The 16,214-nt window shown below is 61.2% G+C and carries 11 protein-coding genes and 1 tRNA gene; 5 read left to right on the forward strand and 7 right to left on the reverse strand.

What is annotated here, in order from left to right:
• The first annotated feature begins 5 nt into the window (after positions 1-5).
• The gene (locus BW989_RS03045) at positions 6-1,457 is read left to right on the forward strand and encodes a DUF1501 domain-containing protein (RefSeq protein WP_076585329.1); all 1,452 of its coding nucleotides are present in this window, start codon (positions 6-8) and stop codon (positions 1,455-1,457) included.
• A gap of 108 nt (positions 1,458-1,565) precedes the next feature.
• Here the strand turns inward: BW989_RS03045 and BW989_RS03050 are convergent.
• The 6 genes from BW989_RS03050 to BW989_RS03075 all read right to left on the reverse strand — a co-directional run bounded on the left by BW989_RS03050 (position 1,566) and on the right by BW989_RS03075 (position 7,159).
• A tRNA-Ala gene (locus BW989_RS03050) sits at positions 1,566-1,641 on the reverse strand.
• Positions 1,642-1,657: 16 nt separating this feature from the next.
• Positions 1,658-2,932 (reverse strand): dicarboxylate/amino acid:cation symporter, encoded by a 1,275-nt coding sequence (locus tag BW989_RS03055; RefSeq protein WP_341349898.1) that lies wholly within the window; start codon positions 2,930-2,932, stop codon positions 1,658-1,660.
• 6 nt (positions 2,933-2,938) lie between these two features.
• On the reverse strand, positions 2,939-3,712 hold the full coding sequence (locus BW989_RS03060; RefSeq protein ID WP_076585333.1) for a L,D-transpeptidase family protein: 774 nt from the start codon (positions 3,710-3,712) through the stop codon (positions 2,939-2,941).
• A 17-nt stretch (positions 3,713-3,729) separates the two neighbouring features.
• A complete protein-coding gene (locus BW989_RS03065; protein WP_076585176.1) occupies positions 3,730-4,590 on the reverse strand; it encodes a MurR/RpiR family transcriptional regulator in 861 nt (286 codons plus the stop codon).
• A gap of 3 nt (positions 4,591-4,593) precedes the next feature.
• Positions 4,594-5,694 carry a dipeptide epimerase gene (locus tag BW989_RS03070; protein ID WP_076585178.1) on the reverse strand — a complete coding sequence of 367 codons (1,101 nt, stop codon included), beginning with the start codon at positions 5,692-5,694 and terminating at the stop codon, positions 4,594-4,596.
• Between the two features lie 16 nt (positions 5,695-5,710).
• Positions 5,711-7,159: a C40 family peptidase gene (locus BW989_RS03075; RefSeq protein WP_083688146.1), complete on the reverse strand. Its 1,449-nt coding sequence runs from the start codon at positions 7,157-7,159 to the stop codon at positions 5,711-5,713.
• Between the two features lie 318 nt (positions 7,160-7,477).
• Here BW989_RS03075 and BW989_RS03085 point away from each other — a divergent pair, with 318 nt between their 5' ends.
• Both BW989_RS03085 and BW989_RS03090 read left to right on the forward strand, forming a co-directional pair.
• The gene (locus BW989_RS03085) at positions 7,478-10,471 is read left to right on the forward strand and encodes a TonB-dependent receptor (protein WP_076585184.1); all 2,994 of its coding nucleotides are present in this window, start codon (positions 7,478-7,480) and stop codon (positions 10,469-10,471) included.
• Positions 10,471-12,066: a serine hydrolase domain-containing protein gene (locus tag BW989_RS03090; RefSeq protein WP_076585186.1), complete on the forward strand. Its 1,596-nt coding sequence runs from the start codon at positions 10,471-10,473 to the stop codon at positions 12,064-12,066. The genes BW989_RS03085 and BW989_RS03090 overlap by 1 nt, the downstream gene beginning before the upstream one ends.
• A 3-nt stretch (positions 12,067-12,069) precedes the next feature.
• Here the strand turns inward: BW989_RS03090 and rnd are convergent, their stop codons facing one another.
• Positions 12,070-13,149 (reverse strand): ribonuclease D, encoded by a 1,080-nt coding sequence (rnd, locus tag BW989_RS03095; RefSeq protein ID WP_076585188.1) that lies wholly within the window; start codon positions 13,147-13,149, stop codon positions 12,070-12,072.
• 45 nt (positions 13,150-13,194) lie between these two features.
• On the opposite strand from rnd, the gene BW989_RS03100 reads away from it, so the two are divergent.
• Positions 13,195-15,042, forward strand: coding sequence for a formylglycine-generating enzyme family protein (locus tag BW989_RS03100; protein WP_076585190.1), 1,848 nt, complete (start codon positions 13,195-13,197; stop codon positions 15,040-15,042).
• A 127-nt stretch (positions 15,043-15,169) separates the two neighbouring features.
• Positions 15,170-16,093: a M48 family metallopeptidase gene (locus BW989_RS03105; RefSeq protein WP_076585192.1), complete on the forward strand. Its 924-nt coding sequence runs from the start codon at positions 15,170-15,172 to the stop codon at positions 16,091-16,093.
• Positions 16,094-16,214: the final 121 nt, after the last annotated feature.

The following is a 16,214-nucleotide window of genomic DNA, read 5'->3' on the forward strand; positions in this document are numbered from 1 at the left end:
CGAAAATGAAGCGTGAAATCCGCGAAGACCGCCGCCGTTTTCTTGGCCAGCTTGGCGCTACGTTGGCCGGTGGCACGGCATTGGCGATGTTTCCCCAGTTCGATTTGGTCAGCCGTGCATTGGCCGCCACCACACCGCCGGCTTCCGGCCACCGCGCCTTGGTATGCATTTTTTTGCTTGGCGGCAATGACTCATTCAACATGCTGATACCGCATGTGCAGGCGGAGCATGATGTTTATCTGGCCAGCCGTGGCGGCGTGTACGACCCTGCCAGCAACTCGCAGGGACTTGGTATCGCGCGCAGCCAGCTCCTGCAAATCAATGATGTCGCGGGCAAGGCATGGGGCTTGCATCCAGGCTGTGCCGGGCTCAAGACCTTGTTCGATGCCGGTGAGCTGGCATTCCTCGCGAACGTTGGCACGTTGGTGCAACCCGTCACCAAGGATGAAATCATCGCGCGCACGGCCAGGTTGCCGCCCAGCCTGTATTCCCACAACGACCAGCAGCGATTGTGGATGCGTGGCCATTCCGAAAGCCGCAATGCCGGCTTTGGCTGGGGCGGCATGTGCGCCGATGTATTGCGCAATCCGCAGAGCACCGGCTTGCCCGGGTTGTCTCCATCCATCACCGTCTCAGGCACCAATCTGTTCCAGGCCGGTATGCAGACCTCGCCTTATGGCATGGACAGCAATGGCCCCCAGTTGTTGCGCAGGTTCTCGGGTGCGAGTCAGGCTGATCTGATTCGGCAGCAGGCACTCGAAGCGCTCATGCAACGGGACTACTCGCCCGTCATGCAGTCGTACTACGGCATGGTGGGCGAGGGGGCGATGAGCATCGGCGGGGCGTTGGTCAAGGCGCTGGATCCTGCCAACGGCGGTGATATCGCCACCGTATTCCCGACGGACAACCGATTGGCCGCGCAGCTACGGATGATTGCCCGGACCATCAAGGCCAGCCGAACCGGGGCGATCAACCATCATCGCCAAGTCTATTTCGCATCGATGGGCGGCTTCGATACACATGACAACCAGATGGGCGCCAATGGACATGCGCGCCTGTTGACCCAGTTATCCGAGGCATTGTTGGCTTTCCGCCACGCACTGCAGGAAATCGGTGCGCTCAATGACACCGTCAGCTTCACCATGAGCGACTTCGGCCGCACCTTGAACAGCAATGGCAATGGCACCGACCACGCCTGGGGCGGCGTGCAGATGATGATGGGCGGTGCCAGCGCCTCGGGAGGGGCTTTGCGCGGCCGGCAAGTCTGGGGGCAATACCCACTCCTGGAGCTTGATGGCAACCAGGCCATCCAGCGCGGCCGGCTTATCCCCACCACCTCGAATAACCAGATGGGCGCAACGCTGGCGAAGTGGCTGGGCGTGGATGGGAGTGATCTGCCCACGATCTTTCCCGGCATCGGGAATTTTTCCTCGTCTACCCTGGGTTTCCTGGGCTGATGGGTTAGATGGCCTCGCCATCCAGTGATCCACTGGACGGCGAGGCAGCAGTCAGACAAGCAAAAGCCCGCGTTGAGCGGGCTTTCGTCGCCGTGGTCGGCGGTGATGTGGTGGAGCCAAGGAGGATCGAACTCCTGACCTCGTCATTGCGAACGACGCGCTCTCCCAGCTGAGCTATGGCCCCATGGGTCGTCTTGATATTAAACGCGCTCGTCGGCGGATGCCAGCCTGGCGGTATCGCCTTGCCGACCCTCCACCATCGCGGTGGCCGAGACGTCTGCCGTGACATTACCCAGCGTTGCAAACACATCGGGGATGGTGTCGACGGCCAAGAGCAGGCCGAGCGGTTCAACGGGCAAACCCAAGGCCTGCGTCACCGGCATGTTGGTCGCCATGAAGCTGACCTGACCGGGCAGACCGACCGACCCGAGGCTCACTACGACCGCCAGCACGACTGCCGTCGCCCATTGCAGGGGGCCGATGTCGATGCCGTAAGCCCAGGCGACGAATGAGGCCACGCCGATGTACTGGATGGGGCTGGTGAGGCGGAACAAGGACACTGCCATCGGTAGCACCAAGGACACCGTAGGCAGCGGGATGCCCAGCTTGCGGTCGGAGACTTCGATCATCGCGGGCAGAGAGGCGAGCGATGATTGCGTGCTCATTGCGACGGCCTGCGCGGGGAAGATAGAGCTTGCGAAATTGCTCAAGGAGCGACCGGTCCACAGGCGAACCACCGGGTAGAGGATCGCCGTCGCCACCAGATACAACACGCATAGCATCGCGATGTAGATGCCGAGAGCTTGCAAGGTTGCGGCACCCGCTTGTGCGGTGACCGCCAAGACCAGGGCGAACACGCCGATCGGTGCCACGGCTAGCACCCAACGCACGATCACGATCATCACGTCCGCAATGGCTTGTACCAATTCCATCAGTCGCTCGTGGCGATGTGCTTCGATCTTGGTCAGCGCGAAGCCGAAGAAAAGCGAGAACACGACCAGCGGCAACATCGCACTGGCCGCTGCGGCGGCAATCGCATTGCTGGGGATGATGCCCGTCAACCAGTCGGCGGCCTTCGGTGGCACGACGTCGGTCGGCGTGCCTGCGGCACCTTTCAAGGCCTCCATCAACTCGGGGCTATGCGGCATCAACGACAGAAAAGCAGGTGCCGCGATGGCGGCGAATGTCGCGGCACAGGTCAGCACGATGAGAAAGATGATGATGGCGCGTCGTGCGATGCGTCCGGAAGATGCCGCATCACGTGCGGCCGAAACACCCAGCACGACCAAGGTGCCGACCAAGGGCACCACGGTCATTTGCAATGCGTTCAACCACAGCTTGCCGATGGGTTGCGCGATAGCGGCGACGCGCGCGCCGGTTTCCGGCACCATCCATGCCAGGAATAGACCGATGACGGCAGCAGTGGCCAAGGCGACAAGCACGCGCGTCGTGGCGGAGAAAGGCAGCTTCATCATGGGTCCTTAGCGAAAGTCGGTGCGGGCCGGCAACTGCCACGCAGCTTGACGGGCATCGTAGTCGGCATCGGTCAATTGCACGAAGACCGGGCGTGCGGCAGGCTTGAGCCAAGCCAATGCTTCACGCATCACCAGCTCGTTCATCGCTGTGCAACCCGCAGTGGTCTTGTCAGGGTTGCCCCATAGATGGGCGAAGATGCAACTGCCCATGCCGCGCACATTCTGCGGATTATGTTGGATGACGAAGCCCAGTTTGTAGCGATCATCGCCTTTGGTTTGCAGGTCCAGTCGCATGCGTTCGCTGGAGCCTTCGACCGCTTGTTCGCCCACGTTGCGGCTATCGACGATCTGGTTGTAAAGCGGCGAGGCCGGCACATCCATGCACCAACTCGTTGCCTGCATCGGCAAATAGTTCAGCGATGTTTCGGCGGTCGCGCTGTACCCAAACGCAGGGCCAATGGCGAACACGCCAGCAGGGTTGCGGCCATCCCCCTCGCGCTTTTGCGGGCCATCGGATTGCGCGGGATGCAGGCCCATGCCCCAGGCGATCCCGGACCGCCCCAGCATGACTGGCTCTGCATTGCCGACTTGCAGCCAATCTTCGCCACTGCGTTCAAAGCGGCGTAGCGTGCCGCGCACGTTGTTCCAGTCCGCGCTGGTGACCACAATCATCTGATTCGCGTTCGACCATGGCAGATTGGGCGCGGTGGACATAGACGGCGTATTGGCACACGCAGAGAGGGCGATGACCGCAGTCGCGGTAGTCAGTAGGTTTTGCAAGCGAGGCATGGATGGGCTCATGGTGAAAGTATCTCTTGCATGCGCTCGAGATTGGTGTTGACCGCCGCGAGACGCTGTTCGCGCGCATCGCAAAGCAGCACGAAGATCAAGTCAAGCAAATGTTGCAATGCCGCCTGATAAAGCAGGGGCGCGATATGCGGGCGGTCGTCGTGCGCTGAGACCAGCAACGTCATGTCTGCTTGGGCGCGCAATGGATTGGCGGAGTGCCGGGTCACGCTGATGACATGGCCGATGCGTGGCTGGCAGTCCTGCAGCATGCGGCTGAGCATCGGTTGTTGGCCTTGCTCGGAGAACACCAGCAGCACGTCGCGCTTGCTGGCACCAGACAAGCCCGCAGCCATCAATGCGGGATCGAAGTGATGTACGGCAAGGATGCCAAGCAGTGACAACTTCATCGCGAATGCGCGTGCGGGGATGCCGTCCTCGCCCAGTCCGATCACGAACACCGCGTTGGAGCGATGGATGGCGCGGGCGATGGCATCGATATTTTCCGGGGGATTGAGCAAACGAGTTTCCTGCTCGGCAAGTGATTTTCGCCGCCACAGGTCATCGGCAACTTGCGCATGCGGGTGCGCTTGAGTGGATTCTGCATCCGTATCGTCATGCGCGTGGCCGTTGCCATTGCCACCATCGCGGGCCAGGGCTTCGCCAATCGAGAATTTTAGATCGGGATAGCCCTTGAACCCGAGTTTCTGTGCAAATTTGACGATGGAAGATTGGCTGATACCAAGCGCATCGGCCAATTGCTGCGATGAATAATCGCGCAGAAAATGCGCGTTTTCGACGATGTAGTCGGCGATGCGCCGCTCCATCGCCGACATGCGGTCACGCTCGGCACGGATGCGAAGCAAGGGCATGGATCAATCGCTCCGAACCGGCAAAAGGCCAGGTACATCGGTGACACCGAAACCCGACCGAGTACCCAAGGTGATCTCGGCCTCGTTGAAAACGGTGTCGCCGATGACCGGGTCGTTCGCGCACAGCGAGGGGCCATCGAGATCGATCTTGGTGATTACTTGTGATTTGGCGGCGGCCAGGTGTGCTGCGGCGGCAACGCTGACCGAGGACTCCAGCATGCAGCCCATCATGCACTCCATGCCGTGTACCGCGGCGATGTCGGCGATCTGGATCGCCCCGGAGAGTCCGCCTGTCTTCATCAGTTTGATATTGATGATATCGGCGGCGCGCATGCGAATGAGCTCGATCACTTCACTTGGCCCGAACACCGATTCATCGGCCATCACTGGCGTATGCACACGCTCGGTGACGAATTTCAGGCCGGATAGGTCGCGCGCTTTGACTGGCTGCTCCACCAACTCCAGGTGCACGCCAGCATCTTCCAATGCTTGCAGGGCAAAAACTGCTTGTTTTGCTGTCCAACCTTGATTGGCGTCAAGGCGGAGCAGGGCGCGACCTTCGACTGCTGCGTGGATCGCACGCACGCGTTCGATGTCCACGCCAATGTCCTTGCCGACCTTGATCTTGAGCGCGGAAAAACCACGTTCCACCGCGTTGATGGAGTCGGCCACCATCTTGTCGATGTAGTCCACGCTGATGGTGATGTCGGTGCTTACCACCGGGTCGCCACCACCGAGCAGTTGATAGGTGGGTGCACCATGCAGCTGGCCAAACAAATCATAGAGCGCGATTTCGACCGCTGCCTTTGCGCTTGTATTGCGCTCCAGCGCGGATTGCACCAGTGCGATGTTGCGGTTGTGGTCGGCGATGTCGCGGCCGATCAGCTTCGGCGCGATGTAATGGCGGATCGCGTCGATGATCGACCCGTGGGTGTCGCCGGTGATCACTGCGGTGGCCGGTGCGCCGCCCCAGCCCGAAGCGCCATCATCGGTGCGCACCCGCACGATGATGTCCTCGACATGATCGACGCTGCGCAAGGCGGTCTTGAAGGGTGTCTTGAGCGGCACCCGGAGCATGCCGAGTTCGATGGTGGATATCTTCATGCGATGTGGGCTCCGGTCAGCGACGCATGCGCTGGATGCTGTAGATCTTGTCGATGTATAGCGCATCTTCGCCCGACTGCAAGGGCTCGAGTGGCGTGACTGAGACGGCATTGAGCGGATAGTGCGCGGATCGCCCCTGTGCATCGCGATATCGAACGCCGGGTGTGTCGTGGATCACATAGGTGAGGCCGCCCTCATGGCCTATCACCATCATGACGTGGCCGGGGATGTAGATCAGGTCGCCGGGGGCGAGTGTTTTCATCAATGCGATGCGCTCGTCGCGGGTGGTCGATGCGGGCACTTGCAGCGTGTTGAAGGCCGGGCTCTTGCCCTGGTCGCTGGTGTTGCGCGGCATCTGTACGCCAAATCCTGCGTATACCTCGGATACAAATCCGCTGCAGTCGCGTGCGTCATAACTATGCCCCCAGCCGTAGCGTTCGCCGAGGAATTTGAAACCTTGGGTCAGCACGCTGCGCGGGGTAAGTGGCAGGTAGTCGGTAGCGACATCGACCGACTTGGGCAGCAGGGCTTGTGCAATATGCAGGCGACCATTCTTGTCGCGCGTCGGTAAGTCGATGACATAGGCGCCAGCAGGCAGCTGTCCGTTGACGGGCTGATTCTCCGGCCAATCTTGTCGCAACGGTACGCGCGTGCCCATGTCCAGCGACAAACGCGAAAGCTGCGGTTGCTCCGGCGTGTACACCGTTTCGGCACGCACGCCGGTCACGATCAGCCAAGGCTGGCGATCCGCGTAGGCAAATACATCATCCGCTGGACCGACGGCCAGATGATCGCGGCGCATCCATGCGGCATAGCGCGTCGACATCACATATACCCAGTTGCGATCGCGGCTTTCATGCAGTACCAACACCGGCGTGCCCGGGAAAAGCGCGCTTTCCTGGAAGCGGTCGATGTCGGTGTCACCCGCACGACTGAAGACGCGCGTGGTCGTGGGGAAGGTGCGCAGGTCGGCGCGCTCGGTCACCAAAGCGTGACGTACTACGACATCGGCGGGTATCGCATCCAACGCGACATCACGCTGCCAGGCTTGCAATGTTGATGCCGGTATCTCACGCCCCTCGACATCGTAAAGGGCGCGTGTGGGTGGTTTGGACAGTTTGCCGACCATTGCCTTTACATCGTTGCCGATCATGCGTGCGGGTTGGGCGCGCAGGTCGTGGATGCTGGGGTCTTCAGTCTTCAGGCGCGCGTTCTGCGTGTCGATGGAGGCGGCATCCAACATCGGTCGATCCGGCGCGTCCAGGCGGCCAACCCAATGTGCTGCGGTTAGCTGGGCGCTGTTGACGTAAGGGATGACCGACGTGGCTTGGGTGGATGCAGCGGCGGCAGCCTGCGGTTGAGGTGTGCTTGCGCATCCTGCCAATACCAAGGAGAGCGCGGTACCTAAATACGCGGCACCTAAATAATTGGGGCGGTGGGGGCGAGATGAGAGGCGGGTAGTCATCGCATTCGGTCGCTGCTAGGAATATGTATTTTTATATCACGCATTAATGGAATAATTTATTGACCGACCTCGCTCCCCCGTGTTACACCCTTGCTGTAGCAGGAGGGCAGCGCATGCACGCCATGGGCAGCAAGGCTTGGAAACTCAGCATACGCGGGGGCGTGGGAGCCCGGGTTGTCTGCGTGCCGACATCAGGCCCCCATACCGGATGGGTAGGCCTGCGCATCTATAAGCGGTTGGACCACATCACTGCCATCACCCGGCCTGGCGAGGCCGGTGCCGTGATGGCCTTGCAACTATGATCGAGAGGAGAGGGGCATGAGGAAGATCAGGCGTTCGACATTGGCCGTCATGGTGAGTGCGTGTTTGCTGTCCATGTCGGTGATGGAGCCGGCGTTGGCGCAGAGCGCCACGGGCGCGATTGCTGGCAGGGCGGCATCCGGCACCGAGGTCACCATCAGCAACCCGGCCACCGGCTTCAGTCGTACCGTTACGGCGGGCGCGGATGGCACCTATCGGCTCAGTCAGCTGCCGGTGGGTGACTACCAACTTGAGGCCTCTGGCCGCAAGTTCGATGTCAGTGTCTCGCTGGGTGGTACCACGACGGTCAATCTGGCCGGCGGGACTGCAGGCGCATTGGATTCCGTGCAAGTGATCGGCACGCGCATCGTCAATCGCGTGGATGTGCGATCGACCGAGTCTGCGACCAACATCACGCGTGATGAGTTGGCTCGCCTCCCCGTCGACCAATCAATGGGCGCGGTGGCGTTGCTGGCCCCCGGGGTTATCGGCGGCAATTCTTCGTTCGGCGGCATATCGTTCGGCGGCTCGTCGGTGGCCGAGAATTCGGTCTTCATCAACGGCTTGAACGTCACTGACTTCTATCGCCGACAGAGTTTTTCAACTGCGCCTTTCGCGTTCTTCAAGGAATTTCAAGTCAAGACAGGCGGTTATTCCGTTGAGTTCGGGCGTAGCACCGGCGGCGTGATCAACGCGGTCACGCGATCAGGCAGCAACGAATTTCATGGCGGCGTCGAGCTGACCATCGAGCCTGAGCAGTGGAAGTCGAGCGCGGATGATCACTACTACGCTGACGGCACACCAAATACCTTGTCCAGTCAGGACAGCTCACGATTCTTGAAGACCAATGTGTGGGGATCGGGTCCGATCATCCGGGACCGTTTGTTTATTTTCGCGATGTATGAAGACCGAGACAGCACATCGCGCTACACCACGGGCTCCTTCGGGAACAGCTTGAACAAGGGATCGAGCGACAACGGTTTCTGGGGCACCAAGCTGGACTGGAAACTGACCGATAACCATCTGCTGGAATTTCTTGCCTTCTCCGATGAAGGCGACATCACCACCAAGACTTACGGTTATGACTTCGCCAGCAAGGAAGTGAAGACCATGACCGGCCAGCGCACGGTGGAAAGCGGTGGCAAGAATGCATCACTGACGTACACCGGTTATTTCGGTGACAACTTCGTGGCCAAGGCGATGTACGGCGTTAATCGCAGTCAAAGCCTATCGCGCTCCCCCGCTGATGCAGCCTGCGATTTAGTCGGCATCAACACCGCCACTTACGGCACCCAGTACAACAACATGGGACGCCCCACGTTGGGCTGCCATCCGGGTGGCTCCGTGGTGGATCACGAGGATGAGCGCAAAGTCGCGCGTCTGGATTTCGAGTGGACGCTCGGTGACCACCTGCTTCGTTTCGGCATGGACCGCGAGGTGATGACGACGGACCGCACCTCGCGCTATCCGGGTCCGACCGGCATGCTGTACACGATCTACGGCACCACGCCAGGCGCAACCCTGGACAACGGTGCCACGGTCCCCGCGGGCGTGAATGCTTTCGTGATGGGCCGTCGCCGCATCGATGGCGGCGTGTTCGAAACCACGGCCAATGCGTGGTACATCGAGGACAATTGGAGCATCACCCCCAATTTGTTGTTGAATCTCGGCGTGCGCGTGGATTCGTTCAACAACAAGACCGCGGCCGGCACCAGCTTCATCAAGATCGATAACCTCGTGTCCCCGCGACTGGGCTTTTCCTGGGACATCAAAGGGGATGGCGCCAGCAAGCTGTTCGGTAACCTGGGACGTTATTACCTGCCGGTCACCAACAACATCAACTACACCTTCGCCGGCGGCCTGACCGACGAACGCACGTTCTACGCGCTCAATGGTTTCAGTAATGAGACCAACCCGATCACGGGCGCGGCCTACATGATGCCGATACTGGGCAATCAGATTGGCCCAGTGGATGACCAGTTCAATGTTTCGGTTGGCGACTTGCGCAAGAGCGTGGATCGCGACCTGGAAGCCGTGTATCAGGATGAAGCGATCCTGGGTTACCAGTCGATGATCAACCAGGCCTGGTCCTGGGGCGTCAACGCCACCTATCGCCGGATGAAGAATGCGCTGGACGATGTGCGCATCAATCACACGCCCTGCGGGCCGACCAGCACGCTCTGGCCGATCGCCAATCCGGGGCGCCCACTGACCATCTGGGGCACTACCTCGATGGGGTGTGCACAAGATGGCTGGATCACCATCGATACTTCGCAGGACGGATACCGCAAGGGCGGCAGCGGGCAGGTAATCGGCTATTACGAGCCGAAGCGTACCTACAAGTCGGTTGAGTTCCAGATTGATCGTGCATGGGATGGCAAGTGGGCCTTCAATGCCTCGTACCTGTGGTCCAAGTCGGACGGCAACCACGAGGGGCCGGTCAACTCGGACACCAACTACGGTGACACCGGCATGGTCCAGCACTGGGATCATCCCGCCAACAACGAACGCTATGGCCCGTTGTTCAATGATCGACGTCACCAGATCAAATTGCGCGGTAGCTATGCGATTACCGATCACTGGAGCATCGGCGGCAGTCTGCGAGCGGCATCGGGCGGCCCGATCACAGCTTTCGGCGTCACGTGGCCGAATGACACCACGGCCGCGGCCAGCTTCGTCAGCACGGGGTCGGGTGGCGGCTCTGGCTGGCTCTGTGTAGCGAACTGCGCAGGTCCCTACACCGGTCGCGTGTACGAATACACGCCGCGTGGCGCGTTTGGTCGCATGCCATGGACTTATGATGTGGGCGCGAACATCAGCTGGAGCACCAAGATCGGCAATTCGGATTTCAAGGCGCGCTTCTCCGTGTTCAACCTGCTCAACTCGCAGGAAGTCATCAACGTGAGCGCACGCTACGAAGGCCAGCCCGGCGTCAAACGGTCTACATTCGGTACCGGCACGCGCTGGCAATCGCCGCGTTACGCGCAAATGGTGCTGAGCTGGAATTTCTGATGCGACGACTGTTTGGCGGGACAGCAGGGCTGGCATTCGTGCTGGCCCTGTGTCCTTTGGACGCGGTGGCACAAGCGATGGTCGATGCTGCGGCCCTTGATCACGAGGTGGATGCGGCGGTCAAGCGCTACCAGCTGCCCGGCGTGGCCGTTGGCGTAGTCAAGGATGGCGAAATCATCTACCGCGGGACGCGCGGTGAGACTGAAATCGGCACGGGTGAAAAAGTCGACAGCGCGACCATCTTCAAGATTGCCTCCAATACCAAGGCGATGACCGCGGCGATGCTGGGCCGGTTGGTGGACCAGGGCAAGCTGCGCTGGGACGATCCGGTCACGCGCCATCTGCCGGACTTCCGCATGCAGCAGGATTGGGTCACCCGCGAGATCCAGGTGCGCGACCTCTTGATCCACAACAGCGGGCTGCCTGCCGGCGCCGGCGACCTGATGCTGTGGCCCGAACCCAACCACTTCACCCGCGCTGACGTATTGCGCGGAATGCGCTATCTCAAGCCGAAGTGGAGTTTCCGCTCGCGCTACGCCTACGACAACACGCTCTATATCGTGGCGGGTGAGCTTGCGGCGACGGCGGGCGGTGCGTCTTACGAAACGCTGATGCAGCGTGAAGTATTCAAGCCGCTCGGTTTGTCACGATGCCGCGTCGGAGCATGGTCGCGCGATGCTGTGGGCAACGTCGCTCAGCCCCATCGTCTGCGTGATGATCGTTACGAAGTGGTTAACCGCGATGGAAGCGACATCCCAGAAAGCACAATGGCTGCAGCGGGCGGTGTGCGCTGCAGCTTAGATGACATGCTGAAGTGGGCATCGATGTGGCTGCAGCCTGATCGCGCCGGTGTGCAGTCGGGCGGCAAGCCCTGGCTTTCCAATGCGCAACGCAGTGCGATGTGGTCGATGCAACAGCCCATGCCGCTATCGGCACGCATGCAGCGTTGGGACGACAGTCATTATTACGCCTACGGCTATGGCTGGCGTTTGTCCGATGTCGATGGCACCGCGCGCGTCGCACATACCGGCACATTGTCGGGCATGTATTCGTCTTTCACCCTGCTGCCTCAAAAAAACATCGGCATCGTGGTGCTGATCAATGGCGATGCGGATGAAGCGCGTACCGTGCTGATGCAGGCGTTGACCAAGCATTTCACCGCCCCATCCAACAACCCTGGTGTCGACGGATACGCGGAGATGCTGGCTGATGAGCGCACCCACGCTGCTGCAGCATCGCCATCACTTATTCCCGATACGCGCGACCGCCGTCCATCGACATCCAGTGAATTGGCAGGAAAGCTGGGCCTCTTCCGCGACCCTTGGTTTGGCGATGTCAAGATTTGCCCAGAGTCAGGCAACGTGTACTTCGCGGCAGCCAAGTCACCGCGTGTCAAAGGGCAGGTGATGACGACAGGCCAGGGCTGGCTGGTGGATTGGGATGGCGATGCGGTCAGCGAAGCTTGGCTGCGATTCTCGTCTGATAGTGCATCGCCCCAACGCCTGAAGATGGCCAAGCTCGACCCTGATGGCGACTTCAGCGACGATTTCGAAGACTTGGATTTCCAGCGCGTGGGCGACTGTCCTGCCCCTTGAGCCTTAGCCCAGGATCGGCGCGAAGCGTGGTGCCAGCAGTGTTTGTCGCCAGCCTTTCAGCGCATCGGGCCATTCGCCGTTTTCCAGCAGAGCTTCCAACCAACGCCGAGATGCAATCAGGCCTTCGGGCAGGTCTAGCTCCTTGGCAACATCGGCCACGGCCTGCTGCAGGCTTTTCAGTTTTTTCTTGTCGATGTCGCCATCACGACGCACTGGTGGCATCGAAGCTTCATCTTCCAAAGCCGTGGTGAGCGCGGCCCACAACTCCTTCGCCAATTTGCGTGGTGATTTTGGTGTCGTATCCAGCAGTTTCTGCAGCGCGGTGAAATCTTCCGGCGGTCGATGGGAGAGCTGTAGCGCCAAGGGCTGGTCGATGACCCAATTTTTTGGCAGGTCGCGTTCGCGGGCGAAGACTTCGCGCCAACGCATCAAGCGCAGCAGGCGAATTTGGGCTTCAGCATCGAAATCCTGTGCGGGACGCACACCCAAGTGCGGCCATGGGTCGAGACTGTCATCACCCGCATTTCGCAACGTGCGCTCGGCGTCTTCTTCAAGCCAAGCGGAACGCTTCAACTCATGCAGCTTGTCACGCAGTAGATCGTGTAAGGCGGCTAAGTGATTCACATCGTCTGCCGCGTATTCGCATTGCGACGGACTCAGCGGCCGGCGTAACCAATCGGAGCGCGTCTCGCCTTTTTCCAGCGCCACGCCAAGCGCGGCCTGCACCAATTTTTGGTAGCCAAGGCCCGCCCCCAGCCCGGCCAGCGCGGCAGCCGCTTGCGTGTCGAACAGCGGCGCGGGCAGGGCATTGCATGTGTGTCCGAAAGCGACGAGGTCTTCGCTCGGGCTGTGCATGATCTTCAACACACTGGAATCCCGTAGCAACTCGGCGATCACCTCCGGCATGCCGGCGACGGTCGGGTCCACCAGCAAGACTTTGTCGTTGATGGCCACCTGAACCAAGGCCAGAACCGGCCACCAAGTGCGCTCGCGCACGAACTCAGTGTCCAGGCCTACCCGTTCGGGCAGGTCAACGAGGTGCGAGCGGAGGGCGTCGGGTTGGTCGATCCAGAGATGCGTCACGCGATATTCGGGGAATGGAAAGGTCGCTAACGATACCCTAGGCGAATGCGCATCCACGCCGGCCTTGTTTTGCTGCTGTCGATCTTGCTCGCCTCGTGCGGGGGCAAGGAGACCGCTCCGCCATCTACCGAAGCGGAGGCGCGCCTGCGCCGTGGCTTGGTGAGCATCAGCGCGGATGAGTCCCCCATGTACTCGCTGGACTGGCGGGTGCCGCAAGTGGTGGTCGATGCAGGAGCGCTCCCGGATGCGCTGGCACGTGCAGAAGCGGCGCTGGATGAGGGGAGGCTTTATGAAGATGCAGCTTCAGCGATACCTCTTTATATGGCTATCCTGAAAGTGGCACCGGGTAATGAAACGGCCATTCAAGGTCTTGAAGACGCACGTACAGCCCTGCACCAGCGAGGCAATGAAGTGCTTGAAAGCAGCGAGGCCGATGGCGTGAACCTGGCCCTGGCGCACGAGATTGCCGCCGTCGCCCGCGTAGTTGCGCCGGCTGCGCCCGAAACCCTGGAGTACCTGACGCGCGTCGATGCAGCCGACCGTTTGCAGGCCTTGCTGGAGCACGGTGAAAACGAGCTGGCCGCAGGCAACCTGGGTGAAACAGGAATCGGCGCCGCCACCGCGTTTCGTGAAGTATTGCGTAACAGGCCCAATGATGCGCGTGCGATGCAAGGCTTGGCGGCGGTCGAAAGCCAGATGATCGGCCGCGCCGAGGATGCGATCGGCGTAGATCAATTCAATCGCGCCATCCTCTGGTTGGATGCGGCGGCCAAATTGCGCCCCGACACGCCTGTGGCGGTGGATGAGGCACGCAGGCGGATGAAGCTTCGTCGCGAGGCGCGCGTCGCGCGCTTGTACGCGAATGTTCTGCAGCGACTGGAGAAGCCGGGGGAATTTGGTGCATTGAAAGCTGCGCAGGCTGACATCGAACAAATGCAGGCCATCGCCGTGCCTGGCGAGCCCCGTATCAGGCACGCCCAAGAAACACTCACGCGCGCCACCTTGTACGGGCGCCATCGGCCAGGCGAGCGTTTCGCCGATGCATTGATCTCAGGCGGCGAAGGGCCAGCCTTGGTGGTGGTGCCACATGGCGAATTCATGATGGGCGCGCCCGAGGATGAACTCGATTCCAGCAAGGCCGAGTGGCCGCAGCACAAGGTGCGATTCGCGCGCGGCTTCGCGATGGCGCGGACCGAGACCACGGTGGGCGAATTCGGACGTTTCGTGGCCGCCACTGGCCACCGCACGCGCGCCGAGCGACGTGGCTATTCCGTGGTCTACGACGAGCGCAGCGGCAACTTCGTGCTGCGCAACGACATCACCTGGCGTAACGACTACGTCGGCCGGCCGGCCAATCCGGACTTGCCGGTATTGCATGTCGATGCCAGCGATGCGGAAGCCTACGCGGCGTGGTTGTCGGAAGAGAGCGGGCATCCCTACCGCCTTCCGCACGAAGCCGAATTTGAATATGCGTTGCGCGCCGGCAAACAGACCCGTTTCCCCTGGGGTATCGGTATCCCGCCACGCGGTGGCGGCAACCTGACCGGCAGCTTGGATCGTTCGCCCGGCGGCCGGCGCTGGGGCAACGCCTTCGTGGGCTATGGCGATGGTTACTGGGGCCCGGCACCGGTTTCGCGCGGGCGTGCCAATGCCTTCGGCCTGCAAGGCATGGCCGGCAACGTGGGGGAATGGACGATGGATTGCTGGCATCAAGGCTATCGGCGCGCGCCGGCGGACGGTGGGGCATGGTTCAATCCTGGCTGCCGCAGCCGTGTGGTGCGTGGTGGCACCTGGTCCAGCGCGCCGTCGCAGGCGCGCTCGGCTTGGCGGATGTCGCAGGCCCACGACATCACGAATGCCCGCACCGGCATCCGGGTGGTGCGCGAGATCTGACCGGGCCGCGCCAAACCCCGGGTTTCGGTGTAGGGTGCGGCTTCACAAGCCCATGCGGACGTTCCCGCTTCAATAAGACGTCGTGCCACCGTTGTGCGCACGGGTGGATTCCAAGGAGTGAGCCAAGATGCGTCAAGACCCGTCACAGTCCCCGTATGGCCAGCCGCGTCGCCGCGGGTTCGGCTTCAACCCGCGCCTGTTGATCATCGTGGCCTTCGCGGCCTACGGTCTGTACTACTACTTCTCCAATCGCACGGTTGACCCGTATACCGGCGAAAAAGTGCTGATCGACAAGAGCATCGACGCGCAGCAGGAAGAAGCGCTGGGTTTGCAGGCGTATCAGGAAATCCTGCAGCAAGAGCAGCCGGTTGATCCGAACTCGCAGATCGCCCAGCAGATCCGCGGCATCGCCGGTCGCCTGGTCGACAAGATCGATGAGGTCGAAGGTGCCTTGGCCCAGGAACACGGCATGCAAGCCAACAATTTCGCCAAGGATTTCAACTGGCAAGTGACGGTGCTCAATTCGCAGCAGGCGAATGCCTTCGCCCTGCCGGGCGGCAAGATGGCTGTCTACACGGGCCTGGTGCCGGTGGCGCAGAACGCCGATGGCATGGCGGTGGTGATGGGCCATGAAATCGCCCATGCCTTGATGCGCCATGGCGCGCAGCGCATGAGTCGCGGCAAGCTTGAGCAGATGGCCCAGATGGGCGCAGCCGCTGGCGGTGTGGATGTGGGCGTACAGCAGGCAATATTCAGTGCCTACGGCGTGACCTCGCAGCTGCCGTATGCGCGTGGCCACGAAAGCAGTGCAGATGAAGTCGGCTTGATGTTGATGGCGGCCGCCTGTTTCAACCCGGACGAAGCCGTGCCGCTGTGGGAGCGCATGGCAGCGCAGGCCGGTGGCAACTCCGGCCCGGAGTTCGCCTCCACTCATCCCAGCCCGCAAAGCCGCATCGAGCATCTTCGCTCGCTCCTGCCCAAGGCGCATGAGTATCGCCAGCGTTTCTGCACCGACGGCAGTGCCAAGCAGGCGGGCGGCGCCACGTTCTGACGCACCGCGAACGCGGCAATAAAAACGGGTATCCGGATTTTAGTGTGGGACGACAGCTAAAGCACTTGCTTGTCTGACTGTTCTTGCTTGTAGGTTTCTAGTTTCGCAGGCTCGTCCGTTT

The sequence above is a fragment of the Solilutibacter tolerans genome (assembly GCF_900155935.1).
Classification (GTDB): Bacteria; Pseudomonadota; Gammaproteobacteria; order Xanthomonadales; family Xanthomonadaceae; genus Solilutibacter; species Solilutibacter tolerans.

Excerpts from the sequence above, each read along its gene's own strand:
- BW989_RS03070 (WP_076585178.1), bottom strand. The coding sequence starts at position 5,694 with ATGAAGATATCCACCATCGAACTCGGCATGCTCCGGGTGCCGCTCAAG.
- BW989_RS03065 (WP_076585176.1), bottom strand. The coding sequence starts at position 4,590 with ATGCCCTTGCTTCGCATCCGTGCCGAGCGTGACCGCATGTCGGCGATG.
- BW989_RS03090 (WP_076585186.1), top strand. The coding sequence starts at position 10,471 with ATGCGACGACTGTTTGGCGGGACAGCAGGGCTGGCATTCGTGCTGGCC.
- BW989_RS03045 (WP_076585329.1), top strand. The coding sequence starts at position 6 with ATGAAGCGTGAAATCCGCGAAGACCGCCGCCGTTTTCTTGGCCAGCTT.
- BW989_RS03055 (WP_341349898.1), bottom strand. The coding sequence starts at position 2,932 with ATGATGAAGCTGCCTTTCTCCGCCACGACGCGCGTGCTTGTCGCCTTG.
- BW989_RS03105 (WP_076585192.1), top strand. The coding sequence starts at position 15,170 with ATGCGTCAAGACCCGTCACAGTCCCCGTATGGCCAGCCGCGTCGCCGC.
- BW989_RS03075 (WP_083688146.1), bottom strand. The coding sequence starts at position 7,159 with ATGACTACCCGCCTCTCATCTCGCCCCCACCGCCCCAATTATTTAGGT.
- BW989_RS03100 (WP_076585190.1), top strand. The coding sequence starts at position 13,195 with ATGCGCATCCACGCCGGCCTTGTTTTGCTGCTGTCGATCTTGCTCGCC.
- BW989_RS03085 (WP_076585184.1), top strand. The coding sequence starts at position 7,478 with ATGAGGAAGATCAGGCGTTCGACATTGGCCGTCATGGTGAGTGCGTGT.